Source organism: Zhongshania aquatica (assembly GCF_027257955.1).
GTDB lineage: Bacteria > Pseudomonadota > Gammaproteobacteria > Pseudomonadales > Spongiibacteraceae > Spongiibacter > Spongiibacter aquatica.
This window is the reverse complement of sequence record NZ_JANZNQ010000041.1, coordinates 1-16,364: the sequence shown is the minus strand read 5'-3', so window position 1 is coordinate 16,364 and position 16,364 is coordinate 1. Positions and strand designations below refer to the sequence as shown.

Annotated in this window: 13 protein-coding genes and 1 tRNA gene; all 14 read right to left on the bottom strand. The window is 49.2% G+C overall.

The window, feature by feature from the left end:
• A partial coding sequence (locus tag O9X78_RS19420; RefSeq protein WP_269621384.1) for a GTP-binding protein occupies positions 1-673 on the bottom strand: 673 nt, incomplete at its 3' end.
• A gap of 31 nt (positions 674-704) precedes the next feature.
• A complete protein-coding gene (gene fusA / locus O9X78_RS19415; protein ID WP_269621383.1) occupies positions 705-2,813 on the bottom strand; it encodes an elongation factor G in 2,109 nt (702 codons plus the stop codon).
• A 32-nt stretch (positions 2,814-2,845) separates the two neighbouring features.
• Entirely contained in the window at positions 2,846-3,316 is a 471-nt protein-coding gene (gene rpsG / locus O9X78_RS19410) for a 30S ribosomal protein S7 (RefSeq protein ID WP_123183187.1), read from the bottom strand.
• A 111-nt stretch (positions 3,317-3,427) separates the two neighbouring features.
• Positions 3,428-3,802 (bottom strand): 30S ribosomal protein S12, encoded by a 375-nt coding sequence (gene rpsL / locus O9X78_RS19405; protein WP_008248376.1) that lies wholly within the window; start codon positions 3,800-3,802, stop codon positions 3,428-3,430.
• 135 nt (positions 3,803-3,937) lie between these two features.
• Positions 3,938-8,149, bottom strand: a complete 4,212-nt coding sequence (gene rpoC / locus O9X78_RS19400; protein WP_269621382.1) for a DNA-directed RNA polymerase subunit beta' — start codon at positions 8,147-8,149, stop codon at positions 3,938-3,940.
• A 74-nt stretch (positions 8,150-8,223) separates the two neighbouring features.
• Positions 8,224-12,300 carry a DNA-directed RNA polymerase subunit beta gene (rpoB, locus tag O9X78_RS19395; RefSeq protein ID WP_269621381.1) on the bottom strand — a complete coding sequence of 1,359 codons (4,077 nt, stop codon included), beginning with the start codon at positions 12,298-12,300 and terminating at the stop codon, positions 8,224-8,226.
• 188 nt (positions 12,301-12,488) lie between these two features.
• Complete coding sequence (rplL, locus tag O9X78_RS19390; protein ID WP_219045099.1) at positions 12,489-12,866, bottom strand: 50S ribosomal protein L7/L12; 378 nt, start codon at positions 12,864-12,866, stop codon at positions 12,489-12,491.
• Positions 12,867-12,912: 46 nt separating this feature from the next.
• Positions 12,913-13,440 carry a 50S ribosomal protein L10 gene (rplJ, locus tag O9X78_RS19385; protein ID WP_269621380.1) on the bottom strand — a complete coding sequence of 176 codons (528 nt, stop codon included), beginning with the start codon at positions 13,438-13,440 and terminating at the stop codon, positions 12,913-12,915.
• Between the two features lie 283 nt (positions 13,441-13,723).
• A complete protein-coding gene (rplA, locus tag O9X78_RS19380; protein WP_269621379.1) occupies positions 13,724-14,422 on the bottom strand; it encodes a 50S ribosomal protein L1 in 699 nt (232 codons plus the stop codon).
• Positions 14,422-14,853, bottom strand: a complete 432-nt coding sequence (gene rplK, locus O9X78_RS19375; protein WP_219045096.1) for a 50S ribosomal protein L11 — start codon at positions 14,851-14,853, stop codon at positions 14,422-14,424. The genes rplA and rplK overlap by 1 nt, the downstream gene beginning before the upstream one ends.
• A gap of 81 nt (positions 14,854-14,934) precedes the next feature.
• The gene (nusG, locus tag O9X78_RS19370) at positions 14,935-15,465 is read right to left on the bottom strand and encodes a transcription termination/antitermination protein NusG (RefSeq protein ID WP_269621378.1); all 531 of its coding nucleotides are present in this window, start codon (positions 15,463-15,465) and stop codon (positions 14,935-14,937) included.
• 9 nt (positions 15,466-15,474) lie between these two features.
• A complete protein-coding gene (secE, locus tag O9X78_RS19365) occupies positions 15,475-15,840 on the bottom strand; it encodes a preprotein translocase subunit SecE (protein WP_269621377.1) in 366 nt (121 codons plus the stop codon).
• Between the two features lie 71 nt (positions 15,841-15,911).
• Positions 15,912-15,987 (bottom strand) — tRNA-Trp (locus O9X78_RS19360).
• Between the two features lie 45 nt (positions 15,988-16,032).
• On the bottom strand, positions 16,033-16,364 hold a 332-nt coding region (locus O9X78_RS19355), incomplete at its 5' end, for an EF-Tu C-terminal domain-related protein (protein ID WP_492220232.1).

Sequence of the window (16,364 nt, the reverse complement as noted above, 5' to 3'; positions counted from 1 at the left end):
GGAACGGCAGATCAACTGCACGCTCTGGCTGTGGAATGTAAGTATCCAACGCCTCAACCAACTTAGCTACTGCAGTAGTACCTAGCTCGTTGTCGTCTTGACCGTTCAACGCCATCAATGCAGAACCGGCAATGATTGGGGTGTCGTCGCCTGGGAATTCGTACATGTCGAGCAGCTCGCGCAGCTCCATTTCTACCAATTCAAGCATTTCGTTATATTCTTCGCTGCCCACACCGCCGCAATCTTCAGCAAGCAAGTCAGCTTTGTTCAGAAATACCACAATGTAAGGTACGCCAACCTGACGTGACAGCAGGATGTGCTCGCGGGTCTGCGGCATTGGGCCGTCAGTCGCGCCACATACCAGAATCGCGCCGTCCATCTGCGCAGCACCAGTAATCATGTTCTTAACGTAGTCAGCGTGACCTGGGCAGTCTACGTGAGCATAGTGACGAACCGATGAATCATATTCAACGTGTGATGTCGCAATAGTAATACCGCGCTCACGCTCTTCTGGTGCGTTATCGATACCATCAAACGCCACTGCCTTACCACCATAGACTTCCGCACATACGCGCGTCAGGGCTGCTGTCAGCGTGGTTTTACCATGGTCAACGTGACCGATGGTGCCCACGTTCAAGTGGGGCTTATTACGTTCAAACTTTTCCTTAGCCACGGTTTATTCCTCGCATAAAGGTTATTTAAATTTAAGCTCTGTTCTTAGCCATGATTTCTTCGGCAACATTACGTGGCGCCTCGAAATATTTTTCGAACTCCATCGTAAACGTTGCGCGACCCTGGGTTGCACTGCGCAGATCGGTTGCATAACCGAACATCTCTGCCAGCGGTACTTCTGCATCAATTACCTTGCCCGACACACACTCATCCATACCGAGAATTATGCCGCGACGACGGTTCAAATCGCCGACCACATCACCCATATTTTCTTCAGGGGTAACAATTTCGACTTTCATAATTGGCTCAAGCAACACCGCACCGCCGAATTGCGCGAGCTTTTTGGTCGCCATAGACGCCGCGATTTTGAACGCCATCTCATTAGAGTCAACGTCGTGATATGAACCGTCGTACGCCGTTGCCTTTAAGCCAAGCAGCGGATAACCGGCAAGCACACCATTTTGCATTTGCTCGGCAATACCTTTCTCGATTGCCGGAACATATTCCTTAGGAACCACACCACCAACAATTTCGCTTACAAACTCCAAACCTTCGGCGTTTGCGTCTTCGCCCGGCTCAAAGCGGATCCAAACGTGACCAAACTGCCCACGACCACCGGATTGCCGAACAAACTTACCTTCAATTTCACAGGTATTACGAATCGCCTCACGATAAGCAACTTGCGGCTTACCAATATTGGCCTCTACGTTAAATTCGCGACGCATGCGGTCGACGAGAATATCGAGATGAAGCTCACCCATCCCAGAGATAATGCACTGGCCCGTCTCTTCATCCGTCTTAACGCGAAAAGACGGATCCTCTTGAGCCAGTTTGCCCAAAGCAATACCCATTTTTTCCTGATCGGCCTTTGTTCTTGGCTCAACCGCAACTGAGATTACAGGCTCAGGGAATTCCATGCGCTCTAAAATAATGACGTTATTGGGATCGCATAGCGTATCGCCCGTCGTCACATCTTTAAGACCGATTGCGGCAGCAATATCGCCAGCAAGCACCTCTTTAATTTCTTGACGATCGTTAGCATGCATCTGCACCATGCGACCAACACGCTCTTTCTTACCCTTAACGGAGTTGACCACCGCTGTGCCACTCTCCAACTTCCCGGAATACACACGAAAGAAGGTTAATGTTCCTACGAAGGGGTCGGTCGCAATCTTAAATGCCAAGGCTGCGAATGGTGCCTCGTCATTTGCTTCACGCGTGGCAACCGTACCGTCTTTATCATCAAGCGTGCCTTCTATCGCCTTAACTTCAGTAGGCGACGGCATGTATTCAATAACAGCGTCAAGCACCGCCTGAACACCCTTATTCTTAAACGCAGACCCGCCGAACACTGGAATGATTTCATTCGCCAGTGTGCGCTTACGGATTCCCGCTTTAATTTCTTCCTCGCTCAGCGCTTCGCCCTCGAGGTATTTTTCCATCAACTCATCACTGGACTCGGCTGCCGCCTCGACCATGAACTCGCGCATTTTCTCGCAAGCTTCGAGCATATCAGCTGGAATCTCTTCGTATTCGAAGGTCATTCCCTGATCCGCTTCATTCCAGATAATGGCTTTCATTTTGAGAAGATCAACGACACCGCGAAATTCTTCTTCGCTGCCTATCGTCATCTGCATGGGAACCGCATTCGCACCCAAACGAGTACGTAACTGCGCGATTACACGCTCAAAATTAGCTCCAGCCCGATCCATCTTATTGACGAATACCATGCGCGGAACTTCATACTTATTTGCCTGACGCCAAACGGTCTCGGTCTGCGGCTGCACACCGGAAGAACCGCACAGCACAACAACCGCACCATCGAGTACCCGCAGAGAACGCTCAACTTCAATAGTGAAGTCAACGTGCCCCGGGGTGTCGATGATATTAATGCGGTGTTGCTCGAACTGTTGCTGCATACCAGCCCAGAAACAGGTAGTGGCCGCAGAAGTGATGGTGATACCACGCTCCTGCTCCTGCGCCATCCAATCCATTGTCGCCGCACCATCATGCACTTCACCTATCTTGTGAGATAGACCTGTGTAAAACAGTACACGCTCGGTAGTCGTTGTTTTGCCCGCATCTACGTGGGCACAAATACCGATGTTGCGATATCTGGAAATGGGTGTTTTACGCGCCACAATACTCCCCTGAACCTAGTAAATAGCGCCGCTTAGAAGCGGTAATGAGAGAACGCTTTGTTAGCTTCAGCCATACGATGCACGTCTTCACGCTTCTTAACCGCAGAGCCTTTGCCCTGAGACGCATCGATGATTTCACCAGCCAAACGCTGACGCATTGATTTCTCGCCACGGCCGCGAGAATAGTCAACCAACCAACGCATAGCTAGCGCAGTACGGCGACTTGGACGAACCTCAACAGGCACTTGGTAAGTAGCACCACCAACACGGCGAGATTTAACCTCGACCATTGGGGCAATATTTTCTAGGGCGGTATCGAAGGCCTCTAGAGGGTCAGTATTTAACCGCTCTTTAACCAGATCCAAAGCGCCATATACGATGGTCTCTGCGACTGATTTTTTACCACTTACCATAACGTGGTTCATAAACTTGGCCAATGTCAGGTTACCGAATTTTGGATCCGGTAGGATTTCCCGCTTGGCGGCGACGCGTCTTCTTGGCATAACTCTATCTTCCTTTGTCTTCAGGTAAATCCAAACACCGGGTCGCCTTACAGCGATGAGACGATGGCTTGGCCTTACTTAAGGTCTATTAATTAAAACGTTAAAATCGAATTACGACTTAGGACGCTTAGTACCGTATTTAGAACGGGCTTGCTTACGGTTGTTCACACCAGACGTATCGAGGCTACCGCGAACAGTGTGATAACGCACACCCGGTAAATCCTTAACACGACCGCCGCGAATAAGCACAACACTATGCTCTTGCAGGTTGTGACCTTCACCGCCGATATATGATGAAACTTCAAAGCCGTTAGTCAGACGTACACGACACACTTTACGCAATGCCGAGTTCGGCTTCTTCGGTGTAGTGGTGTAAACACGAGTACATACGCCGCGACGCTGTGGACAAGCCTGCAATGCAGGAACGTCACTTTTAGCCGCTTTACGCTTTCTCGGCTGACGAACCAACTGGTTGATCGTTGCCATTAATTAACTCCAGAAACTAAAGTCAGCACACCAATGTGCTAACCAACTTACTACCGATACCGCCGATAGCTTATAAAAAAAGTGGAGCGCGAATTCTAAAGACGCGCCCCACTCCCGTCAAGTAGTCAAATTTACTCAGCTGTTATCGCTAAGTGCCTCTGACAATGCCGCTTCGACATCTTGCGCCGACACGGTTTTCATTGCTTCGTCTTTCTTGATCTTACGATCACGGTGATAAGCCAAGCCAGTACCCGCGGGTATCAGACGACCAACCACAACGTTTTCCTTCAAGCCGCGCAAGTGATCACGCTTACCAGTAACCGCCGCTTCGGTAAGAACACGAGTGGTTTCCTGGAACGATGCCGCTGAAATAAAGGACTCAGTCGCCAACGATGCTTTAGTAATACCCAACAATTCACGCTCGTAACTGGCAGAAATTCGGTCTGCAGCGTGCAGAACTTCATTTTCTTCCACAACGCGAACGTACTCTGCCTGCTCACCTTTGATGAATGACGAGTCACCAGAAGTAAGAATATTTACCTTACGGAGCATCTGACGAACGATAACTTCGATGTGCTTATCGTTGATCTTAACGCCCTGTAAACGGTAAACGTCCTGAATTTCATTGACGATATACTTGGCCAACTCTTCCACACCTTTTAGACGCAGAATATCGTGCGGACTAAGTGGGCCCTCAGAAACAATCTCACCCTTCTCGACTTGCTCACCTTCAAACACAGTCAGCAAACGCCATTTCGGGATCAATACCTCGTAGTAATCTGATCCGTCTGCAATCGGCTTGCCGTCAGCTGGAGTGATGATCAAACGACGCTTGCCCTTGGTTTCTTTACCAAAGCTCACGGTGCCCGATATTTCAGCAAGAATCGCAGGCTCTTTCGGCTTACGCGCTTCGAACAAGTCAGCAACACGCGGCAGACCACCGGTGATGTCACGAGTTTTCGAGCTCTCTTGCGGAATACGTGCAATAACGTCACCGACTTTAACCTCTGCACCGTTCTCAAGAGACACGATTGCATTTTCAGTCAGGAAGTAATGCGCAGGTACGTTAGTACCGGCCAAGCACAATTCGTCACCCTTGGCGTCAACCAACGTTACCGCTGGACGCATATCTTTACCGGCTGCTGGACGCTCACCTTGGTCCATAACAGAAATACTGCTAAGACCAGTTAGCTCGTCTGTTTGACGCTTAACCGTAATCCCCTCTTCCATTCCCGACATCTTAACGATACCGGCAACTTCCGTAACGATGGGGTGAGTGTGCGGATCCCATGTTGCTACGATATCGCCTGCTGCCACTTCTGCGCGGTCAGCAACCTTAATCAATGCACCATAAGGTAGTTTATAACGCTCACGCTCACGGCCGCTCTTATCAGTAATCGCCAATTCACCAGAACGACTTACCGCAACTAAGAAGCCATCTTCCCGTTCAACCCACTTCAGATTGTGCAGACGCGCCTTACCATCTTGTTTAACTTGGATGTTGTCGACTGCCGTTGCCCGAGATGCCGCACCACCGATGTGGAAGGTACGCATGGTAAGCTGAGTACCTGGCTCACCGATGGACTGTGCAGCGATAACACCGACGGCCTCACCACGGTTAACCAAGTGACCACGAGCCAGATCACGGCCATAACATGCTGAACACACACCATGACGAGTCTCACAGGTAATTGGCGAGCGAACTTCAATCTCGTCAATACCCATCTCTTCTAATTCAATAACGCGCTTCTCGTCGAGCATCACGCCCGCTTCAACAGCGATGTCGTCAGTACCCGGACGGAATACATCACGAACCACCAAGCGACCCAGTACGCGATCACCCAGAGTCTCGATGATGTCACCACCTTCGATAACCGGTGTCATGGTCAAACCTTGGCTCGCACCGCAATCATCTTCGGTAATTACCAAATCCTGAGCAACGTCAACCAAACGACGAGTCAAGTAACCCGAGTTTGCGGTCTTCAGTGCGGTATCGGCCAAACCTTTCCGCGCACCATGAGTCGAGATGAAGTACTGAAGTACGCTCAAACCTTCACGGAAGTTTGCGGTAATTGGAGTTTCGATGATCGAGCCGTCTGGCTTAGCCATCAAACCACGCATACCCGCCAACTGGCGAATCTGTGCCGGCGAACCCCGAGCACCTGAGTCAGCATAGATATAAACCGAGTTGAAAGAGTCTTGCATCTCCTCCTCACCCTTGCGGTTAATCACTGACTCCTTCGACAGACCTTCCATCATCGCCTTGGAAACCATGTCATTTGCACGGGACCAAATATCGATAACTTTGTTGTATTTCTCACCCTGGGTTACCAGACCAGAAGCGTACTGCTTCTCGATCTCGACAACTTCTGCGTCTGCAGCAGACACAATACGCGCCTTGGCAGCAGGAATTTCAAAGTCGTTAACGCCGATAGATGAACCTGAACGAGTAGAGTACTCGAAACCGGTGTACATCAATTGGTCGCCCAAAATAACGGTCGCTTTCAAACCAACTCGACGGTAGCACTCGTTCAACAAACGAGAAATCGCCTTCTTGGTCATGTTTTGGTTGACCATGTCGTAGGGAAGACCCTCAGGCACGATCCGCCACAGCAATACACGGCCAACAGTGGTGTCGATCAGGGTACGCGTTTCTGTTCGCTCGCCATTTTCACCAAAGTTAACTTCAACCAAACGGCATTTAATACGCGCCTGAAGATGAGCACGACCGCCAACATAGGCACGATGCACCTCTTCTGGGTTTGCGAACGCAGTACCTTCGCCCATACCGTTAACACGCTCACGTGTCATCCAGTACAAACCCAATACAACGTCTTGCGAAGGAACAATAATCGGCTCGCCGTTTGCTGGCGACAGAATATTATTCGTCGACATCATCAGCGCGCGCGCTTCTAACTGGGCTTCAATTGTTAGCGGTACATGCACAGCCATTTGGTCACCGTCAAAGTCAGCGTTGTATGCCGCACAAACCAGCGGGTGAAGCTGGATCGCTTTACCTTCGATAAGTACAGGCTCAAATGCTTGAATACCCAAACGGTGAAGAGTTGGTGCACGGTTCAGCATTACGGGATGTTCGCGAATAACTTCAGCGAGGATATCCCATACTTCTGGCGGCTCACGCTCAACCATTTTCTTAGCGGCTTTGATCGTTGTGGCCAAACCACGGGCTTCTAATTTACCGAAGATAAATGGCTTGAATAGTTCAAGTGCCATTTTCTTTGGCAGACCGCACTGATGCAGACGCAGAGTAGGACCAACCACGATAACCGAACGACCAGAATAGTCGACACGCTTACCAAGCAAGTTCTGACGGAAACGACCTTGCTTACCCTTGATCATATCAGCAAGTGATTTCAGCGGACGCTTGTTAGATCCCGTAATCGCACGACCGCGACGACCGTTATCCAGTAAGGCATCAACAGATTCTTGAAGCATACGCTTCTCATTGCGAACAATGATGTCAGGCGCATTAAGATCAAGCAGGCGCTTCAGACGGTTATTACGGTTAATAACGCGACGATACAGGTCATTTAGATCTGAGGTCGCAAAACGACCGCCATCCAAAGGAACCAGTGGGCGCAAATCTGGCGGCAATACTGGCAACACCTTCATGACCATCCACTCAGGCTTATTGCCTGAGTCAGCCAAGGCTTCAATCAGTTTTAATCGCTTAGATAGCTTTTTAATTTTAGTTTCTGAGTTCGTCGCTGGAATTTCTTCACGCAAACGATCAATCTCAGCAGGCAGATCCAATTCCATCAGCAAGTGCATGATGGCTTCGGCGCCCATTTTTGCCACAAAGTCGTCGCCAAATTCTTCCATTGCTTCGAAGAATTGCTCGTCACTTAGCAGCTGCCCTTTTTCAAGGGTAGTCATACCTGGATCGGTAACAACATAAGATTCAAAATACAGAATCCGCTCGATATCACGCAGGGTCATATCCAGTAACAAACCGATGCGACTTGGTAGAGATTTCAAGAACCAAATATGTGCAACTGGGCTAGCCAGCTCAATGTGACCCATGCGCTCACGACGCACTTTCGCCAGCGCAACTTCAACGCCGCACTTCTCACAAATAACACCACGATGCTTAAGACGCTTGTACTTTCCGCACAAGCACTCGTAGTCTTTTACCGGTCCAAAAATTTTGGCGCAGAACAAACCATCACGCTCAGGCTTGAACGTACGGTAGTTAATGGTTTCCGGCTTTTTCACTTCGCCGAATGACCACGAACGAATAAGCTCCGGTGACGCCAGACCGATACGAATAGAGTCAAACTCGTCGTTCGGTTGTCCCTGTTTCAATAGATTTAGTAAATCTTTCAAGGCCGTTCCTCCGCAAGGGTATTCTTCAGGCGCCCACTAAGCCGGGCGCCCCTTGCCATAGTCGTTGTCGATGTTTATTCCGTGTCTAACTCGATATTAATACCGAGGGAACGGATCTCTTTGACCAGCACGTTGAAGGACTCGGGCATGCCCGGCTCCATACGCTGATCGCCATCAACAATGTTTTTATACATTTTGGTACGACCATTCACATCATCCGACTTAACAGTCAGCATTTCCTGCAAGGTGTAAGCAGCGCCGTATGCTTCTAGCGCCCACACTTCCATCTCCCCGAAACGTTGACCACCGAACTGCGCTTTACCGCCGAGTGGTTGCTGGGTAACCAAGCTGTACGAACCTGTTGAACGTGCATGCATTTTATCGTCGACCAAATGGTTCAACTTCAGCATGTACATATAGCCAACGGTTACTGGACGATCAAATTCCAAACCGGTACGACCGTCGCAAAGTTTTAACTGACCACTTTCTGGAAGACCAGCAAGCCTCAGCAGACTTTTGATTTCGCCTTCATCAGCGCCATCAAATACTTGCGTTGCCATCGGTACACCACCGCGCAAATTCTTCGCCAGATCCATAATCGCTTCATCACTGAAACTATCTAGATCTTCCTGACGACCAGCACCGTCGTTATAGATTTCACCCAAGAATGCGCGGACTTCTGCGATCTTACGCTGTTCGCGAATCATGTCGTTTATCTTGCTGCCCAAGCCTTTTGCCGCTAAGCCTAAGTGGGTTTCAAGAACCTGACCAACGTTCATCCGCGACGGAACACCAAGTGGGTTCAATACAATATCAACCGGCTCGCCGTTCTCGTCAAAAGGCATATCTTCAACCGGCATAATGACCGAGATAACCCCTTTGTTACCATGACGACCAGCCATCTTGTCACCAGGCTGAATGCGACGTTTAATAGCTAGATAAACTTTAACGATCTTCAGAACACCCGGCGCCAAATCATCGCCAGTAGTCAGTTTGCGGCGCTTATCTTCAAAACGCTCTTCCAGCGTTTTGCGATGCTCACCCAACTGCTTATCTGCATCTTCTAGCGCAGCGTTCAATGGCTCATCGGCCATACGCAATTTAAACCAGTCATCCTTTTTCAGCTCTTTAAGCGCTGCTGCAGATAACTCGTCGCCCTTTTTCATACCTGGGCCGCTGAGGATTTTCTGACCGTCAAGTGCATCCGACAGACGCACAAATGTCGCTTCTTCAACAATACGGTACTCTTCGTTCAAATCCTTACGGAATTGATCGAGCTGCATTTTTTCAATTTCTAGTGCGCGTTTATCTTTCTCTAGGCCATCACGTGTAAAGACCTGAACATCGATAACAGTACCCTTGGTGCTAGTCGGAACGCGCAATGATGTATCTTTTACGTCCGACGCTTTCTCACCAAAAATAGCTCGCAGCAGCTTTTCTTCTGGTGTTAATTGGGTCTCGCCTTTTGGCGTAACTTTACCAACCAGAATATCACCGGGGCCAACTTCTGCACCGATGTAAACAATGCCTGACTCATCCAGATTGGCTAGCGCGCCCTCACCAACATTGGGTATATCAGAAGAAATTTCCTCAGGCCCAAGCTTGGTATCACGAGCAATACACGTCAGCTCTTGAATATGAATGGTAGTAAAACGATCTTCTTTTACAACGCGCTCAGACACTAATATCGAGTCTTCGAAGTTGTAACCATTCCACGGCATGAACGCGATTCGCATGTTCTGGCCTAGCGCCAGCTCACCCATATCAACAGACGGGCCGTCGGCTAAAATATCACCACGAACCACATCATGACCTTCGCTCACAATCGGGCGCTGGTTAATACAGGTGTTCTGGTTGGAGCGGGTGTATTTAGTCAGATTGTAAATATCTACAGGCGGCTGACCGGGCTGAACTTCATCATTGTTAACACGAACAACAATACGCGATGAATCAACGCTATCAATCACACCACCGCGACGCGCAACAACACACACACCTGAGTCAGACGCCACGTAGCGCTCAAAACCGGTACCAACCAATGGCTTATCAGCCTTCAGTGTCGGCACTGCTTGGCGCTGCATGTTCGAACCCATCAGTGCGCGGTTAGCATCATCGTGCTCTAGGAACGGGATCAATGACGCTGCAACCGAAACAACCTGCTTGGGCGAAACGTCCATGTAGGTTACTTTTTCGGGCGGCATTACGGTGAATTCATTCATATGGCGAACGGCAACCATTTCGTCGGTCAATTCACCTTTATCATTCATCGCGGCAGAAGCCTGAGCGATAACTTCCTCAGCTTCATTGATAGCCGACAAGTACTCAATATCGTCGCTTACTTTACCGTCTTTAACTTTGCGGTAAGGGCTTTCAAGGAAACCGTACTCGTTGGTACGCGCGTACGTTGCCAGCGAGTTGATCAGACCGATGTTCGGTCCTTCAGGCGTTTCGATTGGACATACACGACCATAGTGAGTTGGATGTACGTCACGCACCTCGAAACCGGCACGCTCACGAGTCAAACCACCAGGCCCAAGCGCAGAGACACGACGCTTGTGAGTGATTTCCGACAGCGGGTTGTTCTGATCCATGAACTGAGACAGCTGAGAAGAACCGAAGAATTCTTTCACCGCGGCAGCCACTGGCTTAGCGTTGATCAGATCCTGCGGCATCAAGCCTTCGCTTTCAGCCATTGAAAGACGCTCTTTAACAGCGCGCTCTACACGTACCAAACCAACACGGAATTGGTTTTCTGCCATTTCACCGACAGAACGTATACGACGGTTCCCGAGGTGATCGATATCGTCGACGATGCCTTTACCGTTACGAATGCCAACCAGCATTTTCATAACTGCAACGATGTCGCTCTGATCCAGCGTACCGGCGCCGAGAATTTCTTCACGACCAATACGACGGTTGAACTTCATCCGACCAACAGTAGACAGGTCGTAGCGCTCCGCAGAGAAGAACAGATTTTGGAATAGATTTTCCGCCGACTCTTTAGTCGGTGGCTCGCCTGGGCGCATCATACGATAGATTTCAACCAAAGCTTCTAGCTGGCTGTTAGTTGGATCAGCACGCAGCGTATCGCTAACGTATGGACCACAATCCAGCTCGTTGGTGTACAGTGTGTCAATCTCAGCTACACCAGTTTCTTCCAGCTTGGTCAGTATTTCCGCAGTAATTTCGGTATTACATGGGAACAGAACTTCGCCAGTCGATTTATCTACAATATCCTTAGCCAAAGCACGGCCAATAAGATACTCAACAGGAACCTCAAGCTGAGTCAGATTCGCTTTCTCTATTTGGCGAATATGACGAGCTGTGATTCGGCGGCCAGTTTCAACGATAACTTCGCCGTTCTTAGCGCAGATATCAAAGGTCGCTACTTCACCACGCAAACGCTCGGGGATCAGCTCAATAGTAAAGCCGCCTTTTTTGGCAACCTTAAACGTGTTGACGTCGTAGAACAGATCCAGAATTTCTTCTGCAGCCATGCCCAGGGCGCGCAACAGAATCGTAGCTGGTAACTTACGGCGACGGTCAATACGAACGAAAACCTGATCTTTTGGATCAAATTCAAAATCAAGCCATGAACCACGGTAAGGAATGATACGCGCGGAATAAAGAAGCTTGCCTGACGAGTGCGTTTTACCGCGATCGTGGTCAAAGAATACACCAGGTGAACGGTGTAACTGAGACACGATAACCCGCTCTGTACCGTTAATTACGAAGGTACCGTTTTCAGTCATGAGCGGAATTTCGCCCATATAGACTTCTTGCTCTTTTATATCTTTGATGCTTTTGTTGGCAGATTCGCGATCATAAATAATCAAGCGAACTTTCACCCGCAGCGGCACAGAGTATGTTACGCCACGCAACTGACATTCATTAACGTCAAACGCTGGTATGCCAAGTACGTAATCGACGTACTCAAGAGCGGCATTACCTGAATAGCTAACTATAGGGAAGATCGATTTAAAAGCGGCGTGCAAGCCATGCTCGCCCCGCTCAGCAGCAGAAACTCCTTGCTGCGTAAACTTTTTGTAGGAATCCAGCTGAATCGCAAGGAGATAAGGCACGTCCATAACGTGCGGCATCTTGCCAAAATCCTTGCGGATACGTTTTTTCTCAGTGTACGAGTAAGCCATCAGTACTCCCCAGCATCATCTCTTGACTCCGTCGCGACCGGCGGCGGTGTCGTTAGTGCAACAGTTTATCTGTCGCTGGTCAGCTCCTTAAACAGAACTGACTGTAATTTCTCAAACAACAAAAGGCCGGCGGGGATTAACCCACCAGCCTTGCTTGAGATTGACCCGCAAGCAGGCCAACAAGCAACTTACTTAAGCTCGACGCTAGCGCCAGCTTCTTCAAGCGCTGCTTTAGCGGCGTCTGCATCAGCCTTAGAAGCACCTTCTTTAACAGTAGATGGTGCGCCATCAACCATTTCTTTCGCTTCTTTCAAGCCCAAGCCAGTGATCGTACGTACCGCTTTGATCACGTTAACTTTCTTGTCGCCAGCAGCAGTCAGAACAACGTCAAACTCAGTTTGTTCTTCAGCAGCAGCGCCAGCATCGGCAGCCGCAGCAGGAGCTGCAGCAACTGCAGCAGCTGCAGTAACGCCAAACTTCTCTTCCATCGCTTCGATTAGACCAACTACGTCCATTACGCTCATTTCAGCGATTGCATTCAAAATATCGTCTTGTGACAGAGCCATGTGAAACACTCCCTACTGTGTCAATTACTAAAAAATTAAACGCCGCTTACGCAGCTTCTTTCTGCTCGCGAACGGCAGCTAATGTACGAACCAATTTTCCTGGGACTTCGTTCATTGTACGTACCAGTTTGGTCGCCGGTGCTAACATCACGCTCATCAACATAGACAGCGCTTGGTCGCGGGTCGGCAACTTAGCCAGTACATCCAACTGATCTACACCCATCAATTGGCCACTTACCGCAAGTGCTTTTACTTCAAATTTAGCATTCGCTTTCGCGAAATCTTTGAAGATACGAGCCGCCGCACCTGGATCTTCCATCGAAAACGCTAACAGAGAAGGACCTTTAAAGGCCGACTCAGCGCACTCGAATTCAGTTCCTTTTAGCGCACGTTTCGCCAAAGTATTACGTACTACTCGTACGTTCACTTGGGATTCACGCGCCAATTTGCGTAGCTCCGTCATTTGGCCAACTGTACACCCGCGGGCGTCAGCAATAACCAATGACAATGCACTAGCGGCAGTCTCGTTAACGTCAGCTACTATCGCTTTTTTGTCGTCGAGTCTTAATGCCACTTGGATAACTCCTGGATTTGTCAGTTAATTACCGTAGACTAAAAACACAAAGTTCTAAGTCGTTTTCTGGTGAACAAATCCAATCCACCATCTGCGTAGGCCGGTGCCGGTAACGTTGACAAGTCAACACACCTATTAAGGGTTCAGATCAAAAAAATCTAATCCCACCTACGGTCTTTGATGGTCTCTGTCTTTTGACACAGTAGGTCAGCTGTCAAAGACCACAAAGCCTAAAAATGCCCTCCGAAAAGAGCATTCTATTCTGGGCGCAAGCGCCCAAAAATTATTTTAACGCCAAGCTCGCCTGGTCAATAACTAGACCGGGCCCCATCGTTGAAGAAAGAGTAATTTTCTTCATGTATACGCCTTTAGCTGAAGATGGCTTTGCTTTACGCAAATCACCGAGCAGGGCTTCTAGATTTTCTTTTAATACACCCGCTTCGAAAGAGATTGTTCCGATAGCGCCGTGAATGATGCCGTTTTTATCAGTACGGTAACGCACCTGACCAGCCTTAGCGTTCTTAACTGCGGTTTCAACATCTGCAGTTACGGTGCCAGTTTTCGGGTTTGGCATAAGGCCACGTGGACCAAGTACCTGGCCCAACTGACCAACAACGCGCATTGCATCAGGAGACGCAACTACCACGTCAAAGTCCATCATGCCGCCTTTAACTTGCTCAGCAAGATCGTCCATACCGACAAAGTCTGCACCGGCAGCTTTTGCTTTTTCAGCATTCTCACCCTGAGTGAACACAGCAACGCGTACTGTTTTACCAGTACCGTTTGGCAACGTAGTTGCGCCACGTACAGCTTGATCAGATTTACGCGCATCAACACCAAGGTTGATTGCTACATCGATAGCTTCAGGGAATTTAACAACAGAAACGTCTTTTAATAACGCAACCGCTTCTTCAAAACTATACTGCTTGCCAGCAACCACTTTTTCACGGATTGCCTTTTGGCGCTTAGTTAGCTTAGCCATTACACACCCTCCACTTCGATACCAGCAGCGCGAGCACTACCAGCAATTGTACGCACTGCCGCTTCCATATCAGAAGCAGTAAGATCGGCCATCTTAATAGTGGCAATCTCTTCAAGTTGAGCGCGGGTTACCTTGCCAACTTTCTTAGTGTTAGGCGTACCAGAACCGCTTTTCACACCAGCAGCCTTTTTCAGCAAAAATGATGCTGGTGGCGTTTTAGTAGTGAATGTGAAGCTACGATCTGAGTAAACAGTGATAACGACTGGAATCGGCATACCACTTTCAAGACTCTGGGTCTGAGCGTTGAATGCTTTACAGAATTCCATGATGTTCACACCGTGCTGACCCAATGCTGGACCAACTGGTGGACTTGGGTTTGCTGCACCAGCAGCAACTTGCAGCTTGATATAAGCCTGTACTTTCTTAGCCATATTACCTCTCCATTTGGGTGATAACGCTCCGCTAATAACGAAGCTCCCCTCGACAGCTTACGCTGACCTAAAACAGCGAACTTAAGTCTTCTCTACTTGACCAAAGTCCAACTCAACAGGCGTAGAACGCCCGAAAATCAGTACTGCAACATGCAAACGGTTCTTTTCGTAGTTAACTTCTTCCACGACACCGTTAAAATCGTTAAACGGCCCATCGATAACACGAACCATTTCGCCAGGCTCAAACAAGGTCTTGGGCTTGGGCTTATCGCCACTCTCAACCCGCTGTAATATTGCCTGCGCTTCTTTTTCAGTAATCGGTGCTGGCTTGTCTGCCTTACCACCGATAAAGCCCATTACACGCGGTGTTTCTTTGACCAAATGCCACGTATCGTCGCCGAGCTCCATCTGAATTAACACGTAACCAGGAAAGAACTTGCGCTCACTTTTACGCTTTTGTCCGCCGCGCATTTCTACGACTTCTTCTGTAGGCACCAGAACATCACCAAAACGCTCGGCAAAGCCTGAAAGCTCAATTCGCTCTTTTAACGCCAGAGCAACTTTCTTTTCATACCCAGAATAGGCGTGTACAACATACCAACGCTTTGTCATGCCTTACCTCTAGCCGATAACCATGGATGCCAGCCAACCCAGCAGAGTATCTAAACCCCACAGAATTAATGCCGCCACAACAACAAACGCCACTACTATTAGCGTGGTTTGCGTGCTTTCCTGACGCGTCGGCCAGACTACTTTCCTGATTTCCGTACGCGCACCTTTCAAAAGCTCGAAAAAGGCCGCACCCTTTTCAGTGCGATAAGCAATAAAAGTCGCTACAGACGCCAGTACCAACAAGGCAATGACGCGATAAAGCAAGGACTCGCCAGAAAAATACGTATTGCCACCAACTCCAACAGCAACCAGCAAAGCAACTACGCCCCACTTCAGGCCATCGAGGCGACTAGCGTTTTCCGCCTTAGCACTCATTGTTCAGTCATATCCTTTTTTGCTAAGCGCAAAACACCACTACGCATTACGCGAAGCGGTGCTAACGTAAATGGCAGGCCAGGAGGGACTCGAACCCCCAACAGCCGGTTTTGGAGACCGGTGCTCTACCAATTGAACTACTGGCCTACAAGTACCGGGACAAGCCCGGTCTTACACCCAATCTAGCCGGGCTTATTCTACGATTTTAGCAACAACACCGGCGCCCACTGTACGGCCACCTTCACGAATTGCAAAACGCAGACCTTCCTCCATCGCGATGGGCGCAATCAATGTCACGTCCATTTTCACGTTGTCACCAGGCATTACCATTTCAGTACCTTCAGGCAGCTCACAAGCGCCTGTTACGTCTGTGGTACGGAAGTAGAACTGGGGACGGTAGCCTTTAAAGAATGGCGTGTGACGACCACCCTCTTCTTTTGACAACACGTACACTTCTGCTTCAAAGCGAGTGTGTGGTGTGATTGAACCAGGCTTAGCCAATACTTGACCACGCTCTACGTCAT

Excerpts from the sequence above, each read along its gene's own strand:
- rpsG (WP_123183187.1), bottom strand. The coding sequence starts at position 3,316 with ATGCCAAGAAGACGCGTCGCCGCCAAGCGGGAAATCCTACCGGATCCA.
- rpsL (WP_008248376.1), bottom strand. The coding sequence starts at position 3,802 with ATGGCAACGATCAACCAGTTGGTTCGTCAGCCGAGAAAGCGTAAAGCG.
- rpoB (WP_269621381.1), bottom strand. The coding sequence starts at position 12,300 with ATGGCTTACTCGTACACTGAGAAAAAACGTATCCGCAAGGATTTTGGC.
- rplL (WP_219045099.1), bottom strand. The coding sequence starts at position 12,866 with ATGGCTCTGTCACAAGACGATATTTTGAATGCAATCGCTGAAATGAGC.
- rplA (WP_269621379.1), bottom strand. The coding sequence starts at position 14,422 with ATGGCTAAGCTAACTAAGCGCCAAAAGGCAATCCGTGAAAAAGTGGTT.
- rplK (WP_219045096.1), bottom strand. The coding sequence starts at position 14,853 with ATGGCTAAGAAAGTACAGGCTTATATCAAGCTGCAAGTTGCTGCTGGT.
- nusG (WP_269621378.1), bottom strand. The coding sequence starts at position 15,465 with ATGACAAAGCGTTGGTATGTTGTACACGCCTATTCTGGGTATGAAAAG.
- secE (WP_269621377.1), bottom strand. The coding sequence starts at position 15,840 with ATGAGTGCTAAGGCGGAAAACGCTAGTCGCCTCGATGGCCTGAAGTGG.